This is a genomic window from Pseudomonas thivervalensis (assembly GCF_001269655.1).
Lineage (GTDB): Bacteria > Pseudomonadota > Gammaproteobacteria > Pseudomonadales > Pseudomonadaceae > Aquipseudomonas > Aquipseudomonas thivervalensis.
In genome coordinates, this window is sequence record NZ_LHVE01000007.1 from 82,307 (window position 1) to 103,385 (window position 21,079).

Genomic DNA, 21,079 nt, shown 5'->3' on the forward strand with positions numbered 1-21,079 from the left:
CATCGGTGTACGCCGTCGTATCACCGCCGGGTGTTGGCATTCAGGGCTGATCGGCAACGGTTGCCATCCCCTGTGCCCGCCTGAAAAAAACTACTGGACTTCAGCTTCGGCTGAGTTGGCTTTTTGCCTGACTACAGGTGGTATCCATGTTTTCCCTTTCCAAAAACGCCTTATTGGCGGCGGCTTCCACGAGCCTGTTCGTTTTGCTGTGGAGCAGCGGGGCGATCTTTTCCAAACTGGGCCTGGCCCACGCCTCACCCTTCGCGTTTCTGCTGATCCGTTTTGCCATCGCGCTGTTCGCGCTGGTGCTGTTGATTCCGTTGCTCAAGTTCAAGTTGCCCAAGACTGGCAAGCCGATGCTGTACGCGATGACCACCGGGCTGGTGCTGCTGGGCGCCTATCAGATTTTTTATCTGCTGGCGCTGCAAATGAATGTCACGCCCGGGGTGATGGCCACCCTGATGGGCGTGCAACCGATCCTGACCGTAGTGCTCATGGAGCGCCGGCGTTCCGGGGCGCGGATGTTCGGCCTGGTGCTGGGCTTGGTCGGGTTGGTCATGGTGGTGTACCAGGGCATCGGCCTGGCCGGCATGTCTCTGGCGGGGATGCTGTGTGGGTTGTTGGCACTGGTGAGCATGACCGCCGGTTCCATCATGCAGAAGCGCATCACCGACAATCCCCTGGGCACGCTGCCGGTGCAGTACCTGGCCGGGCTGGTGCTGTGTGCGGTGTTCGTGCCGTTCCAGCCGTTTCACTTCGAATACAGCGCGGGATTCCTCGTGCCGGTGTTGTGGATGGGGCTGGTGGTGTCGGTCTTGGCGACGTTGCTGCTGTACCGTTTGATCGCCCGTGGCAATCTGGTGAATGTCACCAGCCTGTTCTACCTGGTGCCGGCGGTGACGGCGATCATGGACTACCTGGTGTTTGGCAACCGGCTGGCGTTGCTGAGCTTGCTGGGGATGGTGTTGATCATCGTGGGGTTGGTGTTTGTGTTTCGTAAAGGTGGCTGACTTTTAGAGGTTCGCTGACTGAACAACCGCCATCGCGAGATGCGCTGATGTTTTATCAGGTAGACACCTCAGCCGGTTTCGCGACGGAAGGCTTGAGCACCAACCACAACGCCGCCGCAATCAACACCCCGCCATACAAATGCGCCATCCCCAACGGCTCATCCAACAGCAACGCCCCCCACAACACGCCGAACGGCGGGATCAGGAACGTCACGGTCATGGACTTGACCGGGCCGATGGAACTGAGCAAGCGGAAGTAAAGGATATACGCCAGCGCGGTGCACACCAGGCCCAACCCCAGCAGCGACAACCAGACGTTCCAGCCACCCCAACTGGCTGGCGGCTGGCTGATGACGCTGTAGCCGAACAGCGGCAGCAAGAACACCGTGGCGCCGAACATGCTGCCCAGGGCCGAGAGGCGGCTGTCCAAGCCACCTTGATGATCAAGCCAGCGCCGAGTGAGGAAACCGGCAAAGCCGTAGCAGGTCGTGGCCAGCAGGCAGGCGAGGGCGCCCATCAGCAATTGCAGGTCGAACGCCACCGGGCCGGCGCGGGTCAGGATGCCCACGCCGAGCAGCCCAAGGAAGACCCCGCTGACCTTGGCCAGGGTCAGTTGTTCGCTGAAGAACAAACCACCGATCAACACCCCCATCAACGGTGTGGTGGCATTGAAGATCGCCGAGTAACCGGCCGGCAGCACCTGGGCCGCGAGCGAATAGAACGTGGCCGGAATGCCCGAATTGATCAGACCCAGCACCATCACGACTTTGAGCTTGCCGCGAAAATTCCAATCGACGCGCATCAGCGCCAGGATCACCAGCAGCCCGACGAAGGCGATGGATACACGAAAAAACGCAGTGGGGATTGTGCCAATGACGGGTGCGATGATGCGCATGAACAGGAAGCTGGCGCCCCAGATGGCGGCCAATGACAGTAAACGCAGGATATCGACGAGGTTCACGAGCCACTCCTTCCTTGATGGGGTGGCAAGTGTCGCTGCCCTGCATACCGATGGCAATGGTTGCGTTGCCGCGTGATTGGCCTCTAAGCTCAGTCGCCAATAACAAGCACGACCCGCCGAGGTTTACCTTATGCCGCAGCCATGGCCCGCCCTCGAAATCGCCCGTTCGATCCTCGACGGCTTCGACGATTATCGTGAGCATTTCCGGCAGATCACCGATGGTGCCCGCGCCCGGTTCGAGCAGGCCCAGTGGCTGGAAGCCCAAGCGGCTTCGGCGGCGCGCATCAATCTGTATGAAGAAAAAGTTTTCGAAACCGTCGCCAGGCTGCACAAGGCCTTCGATGACGAAACATTGATGGACGTGAGTTGCTGGCCGCTGGTCAAAAGCGCCTACATCAGCCTGATCGACCTGCGCTTCGACGATGAACTGTCGGAAACCTGGTACAACTCGATCTTCTGCGGGCTGTTCAGTCACGACCTGATCAGCGACGGCACCATGTTCATCCACACCACCCGGCCCAGCCTGCGCCGGGCCCGCGCCGCCCAGACGCGCACCTACAAGCCCCAGGGCCAACTGGATCGGATGCTGGCGAGCGTCTTCGCCGATTACCGTTTCAGCGAGGACTACGCCGATTTGGTGGGGGACCTGCAGCGCCTCGAAGCGCAGTTGCGCGAGAACCTGCCGGACTGGGTCTGCAAGGACCCGGAACTGACGGTGGAGTTGTTTTCTTCGGTGCTCTACCGCAACAAGGGCGCCTACCTGGTGGGCCGGATCTACACCCGCGACGATCAATGGCCGCTGGTGATCCCGCTGCTGCACCGCGAGGGCCGGGGGATCCAGATCGATGCGCTGATCACCGACGAGGCGCAGGTGTCGATCATTTTCTCGTTCACCCGCTCGTACTTCATGGTGGACGTGCCGGTGCCGGCGGAATTCATCGGCTTTCTCAAGCGCATCCTGCCGGGCAAACACATCGCCGAGTTGTACACCTCCATTGGTTTCTACAAGCACGGCAAATCCGAGTTCTACCGGGCGCTGATCAACCACCTGGCGAACACCGACGACCAGTTCATCATGGCGCCGGGCGTGCGCGGCATGGTCATGAGCGTGTTCACCCTGCCAGGCTTCAACACGGTGTTCAAGATCATCAAGGACCGCTTCTCGCCGTCGAAAAACGTCGACCGGGCCACGGTGATCGAGAAGTACCGACTGGTGAAAAGCGTCGACCGGGTCGGGCGCATGGCCGATACCCAGGAGTTCGCCGATTTCCGCTTTCCCCTGAGCAAATTCGAGCCGGCCTGCCTGGAGGAACTGTTGGAAGTGGCCCCATCGACGGTGTCGGTGGACGGCGAGACCGTGCTGATTCGCCACTGCTGGACCGAACGCCGGATGACGCCGCTCAACCTCTATCTGGAAAACGCCAACCCGGACCAGGTGCGCGAGGCGCTGGAAGACTATGGCTTGGCCATCAAGCAACTGGCGGCGGCGAACATCTTTCCCGGTGACATGCTGCTCAAGAACTTTGGCGTGACCCGCCACGGCCGCGTGGTGTTCTACGACTACGATGAAATCTGCTTCCTCACCGAAGCCAACTTCCGTCACATTCCCCAGCCCCGCACACCGGAAGACGAAATGGCTTCCGAGCCCTGGTATTCCATCGGCCCGCTGGACGTCTTCCCCGAAGAATTCCCGCCGTTCCTGTTCGCCGACGCCGGGCAGCGCAAGCTGTTCGACCAGTTGCACGGCGAGTTGTACAACGCCGACTACTGGAAAAGCCTGCAGGAGGCGATCCGGGCGGGGAAGGTGATCGATGTGTTCCCGTATCGGCGCAAGGACCTGGACAACGAATAACGCCAGGCGAGTGAAGTACCCTGTGGCGAGGGAGCTTGCTCCCGCTGGGCTGCGAAGCGGTCCCAAGATTTTGCGGCTGCTGCGCAGCCGAGCGGGAGCAAGCTCCCTCGCCACAAAAGCAGCCTTGACGCAAATCCCCTGTGGGAGCGAGCTTGCTCGCGATAGCGGTGGATCAACCAGCATGAATGTCGACTGACACACCGCCATCGCGAGCAAGCTCGCTCCCACAAGGGTATGGCGGTGGGGCTGCTTTGTGTGTTCGGCGCAATGACCGCAAATCTGCGACAATCGCCCCCTTGCTCAAACCGACGACCCTTGCGTACCTGATGACTGATCAAGCCCCCGCTATCGACAAACTGCTGAAAAACCTCGACCACGCCATGCTCGCCGACCGTCACCGGTTGCGGCGGCAGTTGCTCGAGCTGCGCAAGAAGCCCGACGAGGCCAAGCTGGCCCAGTGGGTGGCGCGCATGCAGGCGTCGTGCGATCAGGTGCTGGCGCGCAAGGCGAGCCTGCCGGTGATCCGCTATGACGACAATTTGCCGATCGCCGCCAAGCGTGACGAAATCAAGGAGGCGCTGCTCAAGCACCAAGTGCTGATCATTGCCGGCGAAACCGGCTCGGGCAAAACCACCCAGTTGCCGAAGATCTGCCTGGAAATCGGCCGCGGCCAGCATGGCTTGATTGGCCACACCCAGCCACGCCGGATCGCCGCCCGCAGCGTCGCAAGCCGCGTGGCCGAGGAACTGTCCACGCCGTTGGGGGCGCTGGTGGGCTATCAGGTGCGCTTCGAGGACCAGAGCGACGCCAACACCCTGATCAAGCTGATGACCGACGGCATCCTGCTGGCCGAGACTCAGAACGACCGCTACCTCGAACGCTACGACACGATCATCGTCGACGAGGCCCACGAACGCAGCCTGAACATCGACTTCCTGCTCGGCTACCTCAAGACCCTGCTGCCGCGTCGCCCGGACCTGAAAGTCATCATTACCTCGGCGACCATCGACCTGGAGCGGTTTTCCAAGCACTTCGACGACGCGCCGATCGTGGAAGTCTCGGGCCGCACTTTCCCGGTGGAAACCTGGTATCGCCCGCTGACCCTGGAACAGGATGAAGAGGGCAACCGGGTCGAGGACGACTTGACCGTCGACCAGGCGATACTCGCCACCCTCGACGAAATCGCCGCCTACGAGCGCAGCGAGCGCCGCAGCCCCGGGGATGTGCTGGTGTTCCTGCCGGGGGAGCGGGAGATTCGCGACGCGGCGGAAATGCTGCGCAAGGCCCAGCTCAAGCACACCGAGATCTTGCCGTTATATGCGCGATTGTCCCCGGCCGAGCAACAACGGATCTTCCAATCCCACCCGGGCCGTCGGGTGGTGCTGGCGACCAACGTCGCTGAAACCTCGCTCACCGTGCCGGGCATCCGCTACGTGATCGACAGCGGTACCGCACGCATCAGTCGCTACAGCTATCGGGCCAAGGTCCAGCGCCTGCCCATCGAGGCCATTTCCCAGGCCAGCGCCAACCAGCGCAAGGGCCGCTGCGGACGGGTGGAGCCGGGGATTTGCGTGCGGCTGTACAGCGAGGAGGATTTTCTTGGGCGGCCGGAGTTCACTGACCCGGAGATCCTGCGCACCAACCTGGCGGCGGTGATCCTGCAGATGCTGCACCTGCGCCTTGGCGAGATCACCGATTTCCCGTTCATCGAGCCGCCGGATGGCAAGGCCATCAGCGACGGTTTCAACCTGCTGCAAGAACTCTCGGCGGTGGACCGCAACAGCCAGTTGACGCCGTTGGGTCGGCAGTTGGCGCGCCTGCCGGTGGACCCGCGCATGGGTCGTATGCTGCTGGAAGCGGCGAAGCTGGGCAGTTTGCAGGAAGTGTTGATCGTCGCCAGCGCCATGTCGATCCAGGACCCGCGCGAGCGTCCGCCGGAACGCCAGCAAGCGGCCGACCAGGCCCACGCTCAATGGAAAGACGCCGACTCGGACTTCGCCGGGCTGGTCAATTTGTGGCGCGGTTTCGAAGAGCAGCGCCAGGCCCTGACCGCCAGCCCGTTGCGCAACTGGTGCCGCAAGAATTTCCTCAACTACCTGCGCCTGCGCGAGTGGCGCGATTCCCATCGCCAGTTGAGCTTGATCTGCCGCGACATGCAGTTGAGCCTCAACAAAGACCCGGCCGACTACCCGAAGCTGCACAAAGCGGTGCTCTCGGGCTTGCTCAGTCAGATCGGCCAGAAAACCGAAGACGGTGATTACCTTGGTGCTCGCCAGCGGCGGTTCTGGGTACACCCCTCGTCGGGCCTGGGCAAGAAACGTCCGCAGTGGCTGATGACCGCCGAGCTGGTGGAAACCACCAAGTTGTACGCGCGTATGGTGGCCAAGATCGAACCGGACTGGATCGAGCCGCTGGCCGGGCACCTGATCAAGAAAAACCACTTCGAACCCCATTGGGAGAAGAAGCGCGGGCAAGTGGTGGCCTACGAGCAGATTACCCTGTTCGGGCTCATCGTCGTCGGGCGGCGGCCGGTGCATTACGGGCCGGTGGATCCGGTGGTGTCCCGTGAACTGTTCATCCGCGAGGCACTGGTGCGCGGCGAGATCCAGTCCAAGGCCAAGTGCCTGGGCGCCAATACCCGCTTGCTGGAGCAACTCGACGAACTGGAAGCCAAGGCCCGCCGCCGCGACATCCTGGCCGACGAAGAAACGCTGTTTGCGTTCTACGACGCACGCTTGCCGGCCGAGATCCACCAGACCGCGACGTTCGACAGCTGGTACCGGATCAACAGCCAGAAAGACCCGCAATTACTGATCATGCGCGAGGAAGACGTGCTGGCCCGCGAAGCCAGCGAGGTCACGGCGACGCAGTACCCCGACACCTTGCGCGTCGGTGACCTGACTTTGCCGCTGAGCTATCACTTCGAGCCCAACCACCCGCGCGACGGCGTGACGCTGCGGGTGCCGGCGCCGCTGCTGCCGATGCTGCCGCCGGAGCGCCTGGAATGGCTGGTGCCGGGGATGATCGAGGCCAAGTGCATCGCGTTGGTGCGCAACCTGCCCAAGGCCTTGCGCAAGAACTTCGTGCCGGTGCCGGACTTCGTCAAGGCGGCGCTGCAACGCATCACGTTTGCCGAGGGCTCGCTGCCGCAGTCCCTGGGCCGTGAGCTGCTGCGCATGACCGGGGCGCGGGTCAGCGACGAAGCCTGGGCCGAAGCGGCCCAACAGGTTGAAAGCCATTTGCGCATGAACCTGGAAATCGTCGACGGCCAGGGCAAGTTCCTCGGCGAGGGCCGCGACCTGGCCGAACTGACGGCGCGTTTTGCCGAAGCCAGCCAAGCGGCGTTGGCCGTGCCGCAAACGGCAAAAAGCCAGGCACCGGTGGAGGCGAAGGTCTTCGCGCCGGTGGCCGAGAAAACGCAGCAGAAGATTGCCGGGTTGTCGATGACGGTCTACCCGGCGCTGGTGGAAGAGGGCGGCGTGGTCAAGGAAGGGCGCTTCCCGACGCCGGCCGAAGCCGAATTCCAGCATCGCCGCGCCTTGCAGCGCTTGCTCATGCAGCAACTGGCCGAGTCGGCCAAGTTCCTGCGGGGCAAGTTGCCGGGGCTGACGGAGCTGGGTTTGCTGTACCGCGACTTGGGTCGTATCGACGGCCTGGTGGAAGACATCCTGCTCGCCAGCCTCGACAGCTGCGTGCTCGAAGGTGAAGCGAGCCTGCCCCGTGACGGCGCCGCGCTGGCTGCCCTGGCCGAGCGCAAGCGTGGTGGCTGGACCGAGCACGCCGAACGCCTGGCGAAGCTGACCCTGGACATCCTCAAGCTCTGGCATGGCCTGCAAAAACGCTTCAAGGGCAAGATCGACCTGGCCCAGGCCGTGGCGTTGAACGACATCAAGCAGCAACTCAGCCACCTGGTGTACCCGGGCTTCGTGCGGGAAACCCCGCACCAGTGGCTCAAGGAACTGCCGCGCTACCTCAGGGCCATCGAACAACGCTTCGAGAAGCTCGGCAGCCAGGTACAGAAAGACCGGGTCTGGAGTGGCGAACTGTCGAACCTCTGGGCCCAATACCAGGCCCGCGCCAGCAAACACGCCCAGGAAGGCAAGCGCGACCCGCAATTGGAGCTGTACCGCTGGTGGTTGGAGGAATACCGGGTGTCGCTGTTCGCCCAGCAACTGGGCACCAAGGTGCCGATTTCCGACAAGCGCCTGGGCAAGCAGTGGGGGCAGGTGGAGGGGTGATCACACCAACCCGACAACCCTTCAGAACCTTGTGGGAGCGAGCTTGCTCGCGATAGCGGTGTGTCAGTCAACATCAATGCAGGCTGAACCAGCGCAATCGCGAGCAAGCTCGCTCCCACAGGGCAGGGTGTCGTAATGAATGGAGCATGGGCCAAACCCCAGCGTTTATGGCAAACTTCGCGCCTATAAATGCCGGTCCCGTGGTTTTGGGCTTCAATGCCACGGGCGGATCCGGAATAAAGCGATGCCAGGGCTGCTTCCCCGGATGGGAAAAGTCCCTTTGCGTGTTGGTACGTCGGTGCCAATACTTTCTGCCTGAACAGATCAGAGACACGACCCATGCATAACGTCGTCATCAGCGGCACCGGCCTGTACACCCCGGCCAACAGCATCTCCAACGAAGAGCTGGTGCAATCTTTCAATACCTATGTCGCGCAATTCAACGCCGATAACGCCGACGCCATCGCGCGCGGGGAAGTCGAGGCATTGACCGAATCCAACGCCGCGTTCATCGAAAAAGCCTCGGGCATCAAGAGCCGCTTTGTCATGGACAAGGACGGTATTCTCGATCCACTGCGCATGACCCCACGCCTGCCCGAGCGCTCCAACGACGAGTGGTCGGTGCTCTGCGAAATGGCCGTTGGCGCCGCGAAACAAGCCCTGGAGCGCGCCGGCCGTACGGCCGCCGACATCGACGGGGTGATCGTCGCCTGTTCCAACCTGCAACGTGCGTACCCGGCCATCGCTATCGAAGTCCAGGAAGCCCTGGGCATCGAAGGGTTCGGTTTCGACATGAACGTGGCCTGTTCCTCAGCGACCTTCGGCATCCAGGCTGCCGCCAACAGCGTGCAACTGGGCCAGGCCCGGGCGATCCTGATGGTCAACCCGGAAGTGTGCACCGGCCATTTGAACTTCCGCGACCGCGACAGCCACTTCATCTTCGGCGACGCGGCCACTGCCGTGATCATCGAGCGCGCCGACCTGGCGACCTCGCCGCACCAGTTCGACGTGGTCAGCACCAAGCTGCTGACCAAGTTCTCCAACAACATCCGCAACAACTTCGGCTTCCTCAACCGCACCGCGCAAGAGGGCATAGGCAGTCGCGACAAGCTGTTCGTCCAGGAAGGCCGCAAGGTGTTCCGGGATGTCTGCCCGATGGTGGCCGAACTGATCGGTGCCCACCTGGAAGAGAACCAGTTGAGCGTTGGCGATGTGAAGCGCTTCTGGCTGCACCAGGCCAACCTGAGCATGAACCACCTGATCGTGCGCAAACTGCTGGGGCGCGAAGCCACCGAAGCGGAAGCTCCCGTGATCCTGGACCGCTATGCGAACACTAGCTCGGCCGGTTCGGTGATTGCATTCCACACTTACCAGGATGACCTGCCCAGCGGTTCGGTTGCCGTCCTCAGTTCGTTCGGCGCCGGTTATTCGATTGGCAGCGTGATTTTGCGTAAGCATTGATCTGGCTGGTCCAGATTTTTTGGGCAAGGGCGCTTGCTGTGGCAGGGAGCTTTTGTGGCGAGGGAGCTTGCTCCCGCTGGGTTGCGAAGCGACCCCCAAGATCTTGCGGTTGCTGCGCAACCGAGCGGGAGCAAGCTCCCTCGCCACAAAAGCATTGCAGTGATGCAAATCTTGGGATGTTGAATGACAGTCACCGACGACACTCTCCTGCTCCAACGCCTCCTGGCCGGTGAGCAGCAAGCCTACAAGGAACTGGTCAGCACCTACCAGAGCCCGATGCGCGCCGTGGCCTATGCCATCGTCGGCAGTCGCCATGCCGACGAAGTGGTGCAGGACGCGTGGCTGTCGGTGGTGCGCAATCTCAATGGTTTCCAAGGCCGTTCCAGCCTCAAGACCTGGCTGTTGACCATCACCGCCAACGCCGCCAAGGGACGCTACAAGCAGAACCGCCGGGAAGTGCTGCTCGATGACCTTCCGGCCCCCCACGGCACCCTTGGCGATGAGCGTTTCGCCGCTGACGGCCACTGGCTGCTGGCGCCGTTCGCCTGGCACCAGGACACGCCCGAAGCGTTGCTGACGATGGGCGAATTGCGCGATTGCCTGGAGCACACCTTGCTCAGCCTGTCGGAATTGCAAGGCAGCGTGCTGACCCTGCGGGAACAACAGGGCCTGGAGTTGGACGAAATCTGTAATCTTCTGGACATCTCGCTCTCCAATGTACGCGTGCTGTTGCATCGCGCCCGACTGAAGGTCTTCGCGACTGTTGAACATTTCGAGGAAACCGGCGAATGCTGACCTGCAAGGAACAAGTGGCCCGCTCCAGCGACTACCTCGACGGGCAACTGAGCTTTCGTGAACGCCTGCTGGTGCGCCATCACCTGATGTTCTGTCCTAATTGCCGACGATTCATCCGCCAGATGCGCCTGATGCAGGCGACCCTCAGAAAACTGCCGAAACCGCCGATTCCCGACCTGGATCACCTCGCCGAGAAACTCGCCGCCGAACGGCGCAAAAACATCCGCTAAACCCGTAGGAGCTGGTAGGAGCTGTCGAGTGCAACGAGGCTGCGATCTTTTCCCCCGCCAACTGAATCTCAAGCGAACGATCAAAAGATCGCAGGCTTCGCCAGCTCCTACAGTTATTCCCATTCGAAGTAAAAAGTTCCGCTGTCATAAAATCTTTATGTGATAGCAACTCGCCTGACACAACCGGCCGCCAAGATCCCCTCCCAACACCAGCGGGCCCAGTTCCGCGTGTTTTCTAACGCATAGACTACCAACAGGGGAATTCTTCGATGATCCGTAAGCACTTCGCAGGTGTTGCCGCCAGCGCACTGGCAATGGCAGTAACCGCCCAGGCTTTCGCCGGTACCGTCACCACCGACGGCGCCGATATCGTGGTCAAAACCAAGGGCGGCCTTGAGGTCGCTACCACTGACAAAGAGTTCAGCTTCAAGCTCGGCGGTCGTTTGCAGGCTGACTACAGCCAGTTCGACGGTATCTACACCGACAATGGCGACAAGGCCGATGCCGCTTACATCCGTCGTGGCTTCCTGGAGCTGTCGGGTGTGCTGTACACGGATTGGGCCTACACCATCAACTACGATTTCGCCCACAACAGCGGCGACTCCGATAACGGCTACTTCGACGAAGCGTCCCTGGCCTATAACGGCTTCAAGCCGGTATCGATCAAGGTCGGTCGCTTCGACCCCGACTTCGGCCTGGAAAAAGCCACCAGCTCCAAGTGGGTGACCGCGCCTGAGCGTAACGCCGCCTACGACCTGATCGACTGGGCCAACGGCCATCAGAACGGTCTGGGCATCCAGGCCTCCAGCACCTTCGCCGATTCGTTCTACGCCTCGGCCGGTGTATTCAGCAAAGACACCGACGACACCGACGGCAACAGCATCAAGCAAGCCAACGGTCGCTTCGTGTTCGCCCCGATGCACGAAGCCGGTAACGTGCTGCACTTCGGTTTGAACGTGGCCTCCCGCGACGTTTCCGACACCGCATTCGACGCTCGTTACCGCTCCCGTCTGGGCATGCGTGGCGTTGAAACCCTGGGCGGCAACGATGCCGGTCCTAACGGCAATCGTCCGGTCCTGGGCGGCGCCAACAACTCGCCGGCCGGTTCCTACGACACCGACACCGCCTTCGGCCTGGAAGCCGCTTTCGCCATGGGCCCAGCGTCGATCCAGGGTGAATACATCTCCCGCAAGACCAAGGCTGACAGCGACGCCTTCGAAGACCTCAAGGGCCACGGCTTCTACGTCCAGGGTGCCTACACCATCACCGGTGAGTCCCGTGGCTATAAAGTCGGCAAGTTCGACGCGATCAAGCCTCAGAACAAGTCCATCGGCGCTTGGGAAGTGTTCTACCGCTTCGACAGCATGACCGTCGAAGACGACAACATCACCACCGCCTCGGCCACCCGTGAAGTGGGCGATGCCGAAGCCAAGGTGCACAACCTGGGCGTGAACTGGTACGCCAACGAAGCGGTGAAAATCACCGGTGCCTACGTCAAGGCCAAGACTGACAAAGTCACCAACGCCAATGGCGATGACGATGGCGACGGTTTTGTTGTTCGTGCCCAGTACGTGTTCTGAATCGCGCTGACTTGATACACCGCTGCACGTTCATCCGTTAAAGCTCCTTTCGACCCCGCCTCTGGCGGGGTTTTTTTATGTGTGCGTGGTCAGGATCGGCGATACTCGCTTCATCCGTCGTCCGGCTATCGAGGAACCGCATGCCGCTTCACGTCTTGGACAGCCTGTCCGCCATCGCGTCTCTGGAGTGGGACGCGTTGGTGCCCGCCAACCAACCCTTCTTGCGCCACGCCTTCCTGAGCGCCCTGGAAGACAGCGCCAGCCTGGGCCCGCAATCCGGTTGGCAAGCCGAGCATTTGCTGCACATTGAAGACGATCGTCTGCTGGCAGCCTTGCCCAGTTACCGCAAATGGCATTCCTACGGTGAATACGTGTTCGACCACGGCTGGGCCGACGCTTGTGCCCGGGCCGGCATCGACTATTACCCCAAGCTGCTGACGGCGGTACCGTTCAGCCCGGTCAGTGGCCCGCGGCTGTTGGCGGCGCGGGTGGAGGACGGTCTGGAGCTGCTGGGCAGCGTGCCCGGCTACCTGGAAATCGAAGGGCTTTCCAGTGCCCACATCAACTTCACCGATGCGTTCACCGACACGGCGCTCGCCGGGCAAGAAGGCTGGCTGCAGCGGATCGGCTGCCAGTATCACTGGCAAAATCGCGGTTATCGCGACTTCCAGGATTTCCTCGATGCCCTCAGTTCCCGCAAGCGCAAGCAGATGCGCAAGGAGCGCGAGCAGGTGGCGGGGCAGGGCATTGACTTCGAATGGCTCGAAGGGCATCAGTTGGACGAGGCACAGTGGGATTTTGTCTACGCCTGTTACGCCAACACCTATGCAGTACGACGGCAGGCGCCCTACTTGACCCGGACCTTCTTCAGCCTGCTGGCCGAACGCATGCCCGAGGCCATTCGCGTGGTGTTGGCCAAGCAAGGGTCACGGCCGGTGGCGATGGCCTTCAGCCTGGTGGGCGGCGACAGTTTCTACGGGCGGTACTGGGGCTGCCTGGCGGAGTTTGATCGCCTGCATTTCGAGACCTGTTTCTATCAGGGCATGGACTACGCGATTGCCCACGGCTTGCAGCGTTTCGACGCCGGTGCGCAGGGCGAGCACAAATTGATTCGCGGCTTCGAGCCGGTGATTACTCGCTCGTGGCACTACTTGCGCCATCCCGGGTTGAAAGCCGCGGTTGCAGATTTTCTCGCCCGGGAACAGGAGGGTGTGTTGGCGTATGCCGAAGAGGCGAGGACAGCACTGCCTTATCGGCAGTGCTGATCGTCGCAAGTGGGGCTCAGCGGTTTTCCTGGCCCAGCCAGCGGTACGAGACACCGCCGATGACGGCACCCAGCAGCGGAGCCACCCAGAACAGCCACAGTTGCTCGATGGCCCAGCCGCCGACAATCAGCGCCGGGCCAGTGCTGCGGGCCGGGTTGACGGACGTATTGGTGACCGGAATCGAGATCAGGTGAATGAGTGTCAGGGCCAGGCCGATGGCAATCGGTGCCAGGCCGGCCGGTGCGCGCTTATCGGTCGCGCCGAGGATGATCAGAATGAACATGGCCGTCATGACCAGCTCGGTGACAAACCCCGCCGTCATTGAATACCCACCAGGCGAATGCTCGCCGTAACCGTTCGAGGCCAGGCCGGACGCGGCCAGGTCAAAACCTTCCTTGCCGCTGGCGATGAAGTGGATCAACGCGGCGGCCAGCACACCGCCAATGACTTGGGCGATGACGTAGGCAGGCAGCTCCTTGGCTGGAAACCGCCCACCCACGTACAAGCCCAACGAAACGGCGGGGTTCAAATGGCAACCCGAGATGTGACCGATGGCGAAGGCCATGGTCAACACCGTCAAGCCGAAGGCCAGGGCCACCCCCAAAACGCCAATGCCGGAGGCGGCCAATACTGCGCTGCCGCAGCCGCCCAACACCAGCCAGAACGTACCCAACAACTCAGTCGTTGAACGTTTGAGTAAAGACATAAGCATCCTTGAAAAAACAGTCGTGATATTCGGTTATGCATCCAGCAGCATTACGACAGGTTCATCTCCAGAACCTGGGCTGAGTACAGCAGAGTGTGGCGACAAATCCAGCGGCATAAAAAACCGCCAGCGTCATGGACGGTGGCGGTTTCGGCCGTGGTCGGCGGGGAGTATGTCGTTGCGGTGTGGGCTAAATGGATACTGGACAGATTTTTTCAGTATTGCTGATTCAAACCGGACCCTGTGGCGAGGGAGCTTGCTCCCGCTGGGCTCTGTAGGAGCTGGCGGAGCCTGCGATCTTTTGATCTTGATCTTGATCTTGATCTTGATCTTGATCTTGATCTTGATCTTGATCTTGATCTTGATCTTGATCTTGATCTTGATCTTGATCTTGATCTTGATCTTGATCTTGATCTTGATCTTGATCTTGATCTTGATCTTGATCTTGATCTTGATCTTGATCTTTCGCTTGAGATTCAAGTGTCAGGGGAAAGATCGCAGCCTCGTTTCACTCGACAGCTCCTACACAGCTCCTACACAGCTCCTACAGCCCCAGCGGGAGCAAGCTCCCTCGCCACGGGGGCAGCGGTGGATCAGTCGATCCCCACGAAGCCACCGGTCTGATGCTGCCACAACCGCGCATACAAGCCGCCATGAGCCAGCAACTCGGCATGGCTGCCGGTTTCGGCGATGCGGCCATTTTCCAGTACCACCAAGCGGTCCATCCGGGCGATGGTGGAGAGGCGGTGGGCGATGGCGATGACGGTCTTGCCTTGCATCAGGGTCTCAAGGCTTTCCTGGATCGCCGCCTCGACTTCCGAGTCCAGCGCCGACGTCGCTTCGTCCATGATCAGGATCGGCGCGTCCTTGAGCAGCACCCGTGCGATAGCGATGCGCTGGCGCTGGCCGCCGGATAATTTAACGCCACGCTCACCCACATGGGCATCGAAGCCGGTGCGGCCTTCGGCGTCCGACAGCAATGGGATGAACTCATCGGCCCGGGCCTTGTGCACGGCTTCCCAGAGTTGCGCATCGGTGGCGTCGGGCTTGCCGTAGAGCAGGTTGTCGCGAATCGAGCGATGCAGCAGCGAGGTGTCCTGGGTGATCATGCCGATGCGCTCGCGCAGGCTTTCCTGGCCGACTTCGGCGATGTCCTGGCCGTCGATGAGGATGCGCCCGCCTTGTACGTCATAGAGGCGCAGCAGCAGGTTGACCAACGTGGATTTACCGGCGCCGGACGGCCCGATCAGGCCGATCTTCTCGCCGGGCTTGATGGTCAGGTTGAGGTCGCCGATCACCCCGCTTTTCTTGCCATAGTGGAAATCCACATGTTCGAAGCGCACCTCGCCCCGGGCCACCGCCAGGGGCTTGGCCTGGTCGCGGTCGGTGACGCTGACGGGTTGGGAGATGGTCTGCAAACCGTCCTGGACCATACCGATATTTTCGAAGATGCCGGTGACCACCCACATGATCCAGCCAGACATGTTGACGATGCGGATCACCAGGCCGGTGGCCAGGGCAATGGCGCCCACGCTGATCAGCGATTGGGTCCACAGCCACAGCGCCAGGGCTGTAGTGCCGACGATCAACAGCCCGTTCATGCTGGTGATGACCCCATCCATGCTGGTCACCACGCGCCCGGCCAGTTGGGCCTTCTCGGTCTGTTCCTCGATGGCTTCGCGGGCGTATTGCTGTTCGAAGTTGGTGTGGGCGAACAGCTTCAGGGTGGTGATGTTGGTGTAGCCGTCGACGATCCGCCCCATGAGCTTGGAGCGGGCATCGGACGACACCACCGAGCGTTCCTTGACCCGCGGTACGAAATAGCAGAGTGCGCCGATGTAGGCGGCAATCCACATCAACAACGGGATCATCAGGCGCCAGTCGGCTTCGGCGAACAGCACCAGCGAGCTGATGGCGTAGATCAGCACGTGCCACAACGCATCCACCGCCTGCACCGCCGAGTCGCGCAGGGAGTTGCCGGTCTGCATGATGCGCTGGGCGATGCGCCCGGCGAAGTCGTTCTGGAAGAAATTCAGGCTCTGCTTGAGTACGTAGCTGTGGTTCTGCCAGCGAATCAGGCTGGTCATGCTGGGGCTCAGGGTCTGGTGCACCAGCAGGTCATGCAGGGCCACGAAGATGGGCCGCAAGACCAGCGCCACCACGGCCATCCAGGCCAGCTCCAGGCCATGGACCTTGAAGAAGTCGACGTTGGGCGTGCCCTGGGTCAGGTCGATGATGCGGCTCAGGTAGCTGAACAGCGCCACTTCGATCAGTGCGCCGATCAGGCCGACCACCAGCAGCACGGCGAAGCTGGGCCAGACCTGTTTCAGATAATAGGTGTAGAACGGCAGGACGCGGTTCGGCGGGGCCGAGGTCGGGGCGTCGCGGAAGATGTCGATCAATTTTTCGAAACGGCGATAAACCATGGGTACCTAGCCCGGGCAGGGCTCTCCTTTTTTTGCTGTGAGCGGCGCGGGGTCGCCGGCGCCGCTCAGGCTTGCCCTGTGCGTTTAGTCGAGGCGCTTGGCCGACTTGATGATCACAGGGTCGACCGGCACGTTTTGCATGCCTTGTTTGGTGGCGGTCTGGGAATTGACGATGATGTCCACCACGTCCATGCCCTTGACCACTTTGGCGAACACCGCGTAGCCGGCGTCACGGCCCGGATCGAGGAAAGCGTTGTCGGCCACGTTGATGAAGAACTGGCTGGTGGCCGAATCCGGGTTGGACGTGCGGGCCATCGACAAGGTGCCGCGAACGTTGTGCAGGCCATTGCTGGCTTCGTTCTTGATCGGCGCCTTGGTGTCTTTCTGCTGCATCTGCTGGGTGAAGCCGCCGCCCTGGGCCATGAAACCCGGGATCACCCGATGGAAAATCGTGTTGTTGTAGAAACCACTGTCCACGTACTCAAGGAAGTTCTTGGTACTGATGGGGGCCTTGACCGGGTCCAGTTCGATTTCGATCTGGCCGTTGGTGGTGTCCAGTAATACATGCGGTGCCTTGGCCGGCGTGGCGGCCATCAGGTTGGCGGCAAACAGTACGGTACCGGCGGCAAGGGCGATTTTTTTCAGCATGAGGTCAGAGATCCTGAGTGGTGGAATCGGTTGCGGTCAAAAAGTCGAGCAGGGTTTGGTTGAAGCGTTCGGGTTGATCCAGTGGGGTAGCGTGCCGTGAATCGGCGATGACCACCAGCCGTGCGTTGGGCAACTGCTCAACATAGGCTTCTTTCAGCGCCACCGGGGTGTAGTCGTGGTCGGCGCAGATGACGAGGGTTGGACAGGCGACCTGTGAAAGTCGTTCCTGAACGCCCCAGCCGACGATTGCATCGAAGCTGGCGAGATAAGCACGTTTGTCGTTCTTTGCCCAGCGTCGAGCCATTTCCAGGCGTAACTCGGTTTGTTCAGGCCTGGGGAACAACTTGGCACCCAGGGCCTTGCCGATGGTTTCCAGGCTGAGCAGGCGCATCAGGCTCCAGCGCTTGAACCACTGCCAGCAATCGTCGGGCGTGCGGATCTTGACCTCCGGCGCGCTGTTGACGATGCACAGGCTCTTGACCCGTTCAGGCTCGTCCACCGCCAATTGGAAACAGATCATGCCGCCCATGGACCAGCCCACCAGGTGCACCGGGCCGAGGTCGAGGTGTTCGATCAGCGCGCTCAGGTCGGCGCTGAAGCCAGCGATGCTGTAGCGCTCGCGGGGTTTATCGGAGCGGCCATGGCCGCGCACATCCATCACGATCAGGCGGTAGCGGGCGGACAGCGTCGGGATCTGCTTTTCCCAGTCCTGGGTGCTGGAGCCCAGCCCGTGGACCAGCACCAAGGGCGTGCCGTGGCCGTATTCCTCGTAGTGCAGGTTGCAACCTTCGTGCTCGAAATAGGCCATCGGCGAAATCCTTGTCAGGCTTGTTCAGGGGCGGCGAACGGCGCATCCAGCGGCGCGGTGTCGAAGGTGCGCAGCAATTCGATCAGGATTTGCGTGGCCGGGCCCAGGGGTTTTTCCTTGTTTGAAAAAAGATAGAAGGTCGAATTGCGGCTGCCTCCCTGTTCCAAGGGTAGACGCTTGAGCACGCCTTCCTTGAGTTCCCGCTCGATCATGTGCCGGGGCAGCCAGGCGAACCCCAGGCCGCTGCCGACAAAACTCGCGGCGGTGGCCAGGCTGCCCACGGTCCAGCGCTGTTCGGCGCCGAGCCAGCCGACGTCGCGGGGCTGCTGGCGACCGGAGTCGCGGATGACCACTTGCAACTGGCTTTCCAGGTCCTGGAAGTTCAGCTCGCGATTGAGGCGGTGCAGGGCATGCTCGGGGTGGGCCACCGCGATGAATTCCACATCGCTCAATTCCGCACCCAAATAGCCGGGAATGCTGAAACCGCTGATGGCCAGGTCGGCCACGCCTTCGAGCAGCACTTCTTCGACACCCGACAGCACTTCTTCGCGCAGCCGCACCCGGCAGCCACGGCTTTGCGGCATGAACGCGGTCAAGGCACGAACGAGGCGGGCGTTCGGATAGGCCGCGTCGACCACCAGGCGTACTTCGGCTTCCCAACCTTGCTCCATGTGGTGGGCCAGGTCTTCCAATTGGCTGGCCTGTTTCACCAGTTGCCGCGAGCGGCGCAGCAGCACACCGCCGGCTTCGGTCAACACGGCCTTGCGCCCATCGATGCGCAGCAACGGTACGCCGAGTTGATCCTGCATGCGGGCCACGGTGTAGCTCACTGATGACTGGGAGCGATGCAGCACGTCAGCGGCCTGGGCGAAACCGCCGTGGTCGACTACGGCCTGCAGGGTGCGCCATTGATCCAGGGTCACGCGGGGCGCTTTCATATCGGGCTCCTCTTGTCCTAAGCTGGCGGTCCCTTGGTGGAGACTGCCGAATGAAGAAAATCTGTTGTGTGGTGCTGGCCTTGCTGCCACTGACTGCGTTTGCCTACCCGATCGATGTGGAAAAACACCTCAACGGCCTGAGCATCGACTACAACGCCTATGACACCGATGCCGACATCGGTTCCATCCAGGTCAACAACTACGGCAGCACCGACGCGGCCTGCACCGTGGTTTTCAACAATGGCCCCGAGGCACCGCGCACCCGCAGGATCGAAGTCGCCGCCGGCAAGTTCAAGAACGCCACCGCCAAGTTCAACCGCAACATCATCAAGCTGCGCATCAAGCTGACCTGTCAGCCGAAATAGCCCGGCAGCGGGGCAGGTGACATTGCTTGCTCCGCTTATAAACGAAAATATCGATGCTTTACAGCAGTTATTTGCGCTTTTTCATCGATATGCTCACGTTTAATCTTCACTCCATCGACTGACAACATTCTCAGATGGAGCCTACAAGCCATGTCCCGCGTTCTGATCATCGAAAGCAGTGCCCGCCAGCAAGACTCGGTTTCCCGCCAACTGACCCAGACGTTCATCAGCCAGTGGAAAGCTGCGCACCCGGCCGACGAAATCAGCGTTCGCGACCTGGCCATCAACCCGGTGCCGCACCTGGATGCCAACCTGCTGGGCGGCTGGATGAAGCCTGTCGAACAGCGCAACGACATTGAAAACGCTTCCCTGGAACGCTCCAACCAACTGACCGATGAGCTGCTGGCTGCCGACGTACTGGTGATGGCGGCACCGATGTACAACTTCGCCATTCCCAGCACCCTGAAGGCCTGGCTCGACCACGTGCTGCGTGCCGGCGTGACGTTCAAATACACCCCCACCGGACCCCAAGGCCTGCTGGCCGACAAGCGCGCCTTCGTGCTCACCGCCCGCGGCGGCATTCACGCCGGAGGCAGCACCGACCATCAGGAACCCTACCTGCGCCAGGTCATGGGCTTCATCGGTATCCACGACGTGACCTTCATCCATGCCGAGGGCATGAACCTGGGTGGCGAGTTCCAGGAGAAGGGTTTGAATCAGGCCAACGCCAAACTGTCCCAGGTCGCCTGATCCGTTAATCCTCAGGTAATCGCCAGGTGGTCTAGTGACTTGGCGCTTCCCTTCAAACCGTTTTGCGCATCGAACCTCCCTTTGCACTTATTGCTCCTGAGTGCATCAGCCCGATTGAACGCTTGAGCGAGATCGGGCTTTTTTTTGCCTGGATGATCTGCGCTGGAGTGTGTGCCTGCTCCCCAAACGGCGATGGGCTCAGGGGACGAACGCCATGACGGAAACAGGAGAACCCGAGCCCTCTTTCAGTCGGAGCACGCCAATGACCAGTGTCGTGCCTTTCGCCGGTAGCTGATCGAGATGAGTCAGGCACTCGAGAACGATGCCGTCTTTCGCCAGAATCTGGCGGTTGGTGGCGTAAACCGTATCCTGGCCCGGGTCGACGCCATGGGTATCGATACCGACGCCAGCTATCCGGCGTTCCTCTAGCAGAAAGTGTGTGGTCGCGGCGCCTATGCCGGGAAAGTGCGGGCCGTTCGCATCTTCATTGATAAAGCGCTTGGGGTCGTCCCACAGGGCTTGCCACCCCGTGTAAAACAGCACAACAGAACCCGGGTCGATACGCCCATGAACCTGCTCCCATTTTTCGACATCCTGAATGCCGATCACATAGTCTGGATGGTCCCGGGCCTGGAGACGTACATCGATCACGACGGCCGGTCTGACCAGGGACGCTGGCTCATAGGTGTCAATCCCGATGGCATTGGGGAAGAAGGTGTTCGGCGCGTTCATATGGGTTGCACTGTGCTCGCCCATGCCGAAGCGTCGCAGGTAATACCCATCCTTTTCCGGTGATGCCACTCCATCGAATGTCACCGGAGGGTCGCCAGGCCAAAGTGGAATGTCCGGGCTGATGATATGGCTGAGGTCGATAATTTTTCGAAACTCGATACGTTGCATTCGTTTGGCTTCCTTATCCTCTGCGAAAATTTGAGCGATATTGGTCGACAGTACTGCGGTCAGCGCATTGATAGGGCCGTGACCCCGACTTGTGTTCAGTAACGACCGCCATACTCGCACCGGCCCCTTAAACCCGCTATCGTCGC

The 21,079-nt window shown here is 61.2% G+C and carries 17 protein-coding genes; 10 read left to right on the plus strand and 7 right to left on the minus strand.

Annotation, left to right across the window (positions count from 1 at the left end; all coding sequences use genetic code 11):
• Positions 1–146 precede the first annotated feature (146 nt).
• Complete coding sequence (locus AD659_RS08270; protein ID WP_053120126.1) at positions 147–1,010, plus strand: DMT family transporter; 864 nt, start codon at positions 147–149, stop codon at positions 1,008–1,010.
• A gap of 55 nt (positions 1,011–1,065) precedes the next feature.
• Here the strand turns inward: AD659_RS08270 and AD659_RS08275 are convergent, their stop codons facing one another.
• Positions 1,066–1,971 carry a DMT family transporter gene (locus tag AD659_RS08275; protein WP_053120129.1) on the minus strand — a complete coding sequence of 302 codons (906 nt, stop codon included), beginning with the start codon at positions 1,969–1,971 and terminating at the stop codon, positions 1,066–1,068.
• Positions 1,972–2,101: 130 nt separating this feature from the next.
• Here AD659_RS08275 and aceK point away from each other — a divergent pair, with 130 nt between their 5' ends.
• From aceK to AD659_RS08310, 7 genes are all read left to right on the plus strand, one after another.
• Positions 2,102–3,823, plus strand: a complete 1,722-nt coding sequence (gene aceK, locus AD659_RS08280) for a bifunctional isocitrate dehydrogenase kinase/phosphatase (RefSeq protein ID WP_053120131.1) — start codon at positions 2,102–2,104, stop codon at positions 3,821–3,823.
• A gap of 326 nt (positions 3,824–4,149) precedes the next feature.
• Complete coding sequence (gene hrpA / locus AD659_RS08285; protein WP_053120133.1) at positions 4,150–8,061, plus strand: ATP-dependent RNA helicase HrpA; 3,912 nt, start codon at positions 4,150–4,152, stop codon at positions 8,059–8,061.
• Positions 8,062–8,400: 339 nt separating this feature from the next.
• Entirely contained in the window at positions 8,401–9,522 is a 1,122-nt protein-coding gene (locus tag AD659_RS08290) for a beta-ketoacyl-ACP synthase III (protein ID WP_053120134.1), read from the plus strand.
• A 183-nt stretch (positions 9,523–9,705) separates the two neighbouring features.
• The gene (locus tag AD659_RS08295; RefSeq protein WP_053120136.1) at positions 9,706–10,317 is read left to right on the plus strand and encodes an RNA polymerase sigma factor; all 612 of its coding nucleotides are present in this window, start codon (positions 9,706–9,708) and stop codon (positions 10,315–10,317) included.
• Positions 10,311–10,547, plus strand: a complete 237-nt coding sequence (locus AD659_RS08300; RefSeq protein ID WP_053120138.1) for an anti-sigma factor family protein — start codon at positions 10,311–10,313, stop codon at positions 10,545–10,547. Before AD659_RS08295 ends, AD659_RS08300 begins: the two co-directional genes overlap by 7 nt.
• Positions 10,548–10,816: 269 nt before the next feature.
• Positions 10,817–12,127 (plus strand): OprO/OprP family phosphate-selective porin, encoded by a 1,311-nt coding sequence (locus AD659_RS08305; RefSeq protein WP_053120140.1) that lies wholly within the window; start codon positions 10,817–10,819, stop codon positions 12,125–12,127.
• A gap of 140 nt (positions 12,128–12,267) precedes the next feature.
• On the plus strand, positions 12,268–13,392 hold the full coding sequence (locus AD659_RS08310) for a GNAT family N-acetyltransferase (protein WP_053120142.1): 1,125 nt from the start codon (positions 12,268–12,270) through the stop codon (positions 13,390–13,392).
• Positions 13,393–13,408: 16 nt separating this feature from the next.
• Here the strand turns inward: AD659_RS08310 and aqpZ are convergent, their stop codons facing one another.
• From aqpZ to AD659_RS08340, 5 genes are all read right to left on the minus strand, one after another.
• The gene (aqpZ, locus tag AD659_RS08315; protein ID WP_053120144.1) at positions 13,409–14,098 is read right to left on the minus strand and encodes an aquaporin Z; all 690 of its coding nucleotides are present in this window, start codon (positions 14,096–14,098) and stop codon (positions 13,409–13,411) included.
• Positions 14,099–14,691: 593 nt separating this feature from the next.
• A complete protein-coding gene (locus tag AD659_RS08325; RefSeq protein WP_053120148.1) occupies positions 14,692–16,524 on the minus strand; it encodes an ABC transporter ATP-binding protein in 1,833 nt (610 codons plus the stop codon).
• An 84-nt stretch (positions 16,525–16,608) separates the two neighbouring features.
• On the minus strand, positions 16,609–17,172 hold the full coding sequence (locus AD659_RS08330; RefSeq protein ID WP_053120150.1) for a peptidylprolyl isomerase: 564 nt from the start codon (positions 17,170–17,172) through the stop codon (positions 16,609–16,611).
• Between the two features lie 4 nt (positions 17,173–17,176).
• Entirely contained in the window at positions 17,177–17,980 is an 804-nt protein-coding gene (locus tag AD659_RS08335; protein WP_053120152.1) for an alpha/beta fold hydrolase, read from the minus strand.
• A gap of 14 nt (positions 17,981–17,994) precedes the next feature.
• Complete coding sequence (locus AD659_RS08340) at positions 17,995–18,918, minus strand: PA3225 family LysR-type transcriptional regulator (RefSeq protein ID WP_053120154.1); 924 nt, start codon at positions 18,916–18,918, stop codon at positions 17,995–17,997.
• A 50-nt stretch (positions 18,919–18,968) separates the two neighbouring features.
• On the opposite strand from AD659_RS08340, the gene AD659_RS08345 reads away from it, so the two are divergent.
• On the plus strand, positions 18,969–19,283 hold the full coding sequence (locus tag AD659_RS08345; RefSeq protein ID WP_053120156.1) for a hypothetical protein: 315 nt from the start codon (positions 18,969–18,971) through the stop codon (positions 19,281–19,283).
• A 150-nt stretch (positions 19,284–19,433) separates the two neighbouring features.
• Complete coding sequence (locus tag AD659_RS08350) at positions 19,434–20,033, plus strand: FMN-dependent NADH-azoreductase (RefSeq protein ID WP_053120158.1); 600 nt, start codon at positions 19,434–19,436, stop codon at positions 20,031–20,033.
• Positions 20,034–20,231: 198 nt separating this feature from the next.
• On the opposite strand, the gene AD659_RS08355 is transcribed toward AD659_RS08350, so the two are convergent.
• Positions 20,232–20,933, minus strand: a complete 702-nt coding sequence (locus AD659_RS08355; RefSeq protein WP_053120160.1) for a cyclase family protein — start codon at positions 20,931–20,933, stop codon at positions 20,232–20,234.
• Between the last annotated feature and the right edge of the window lie 146 nt (positions 20,934–21,079).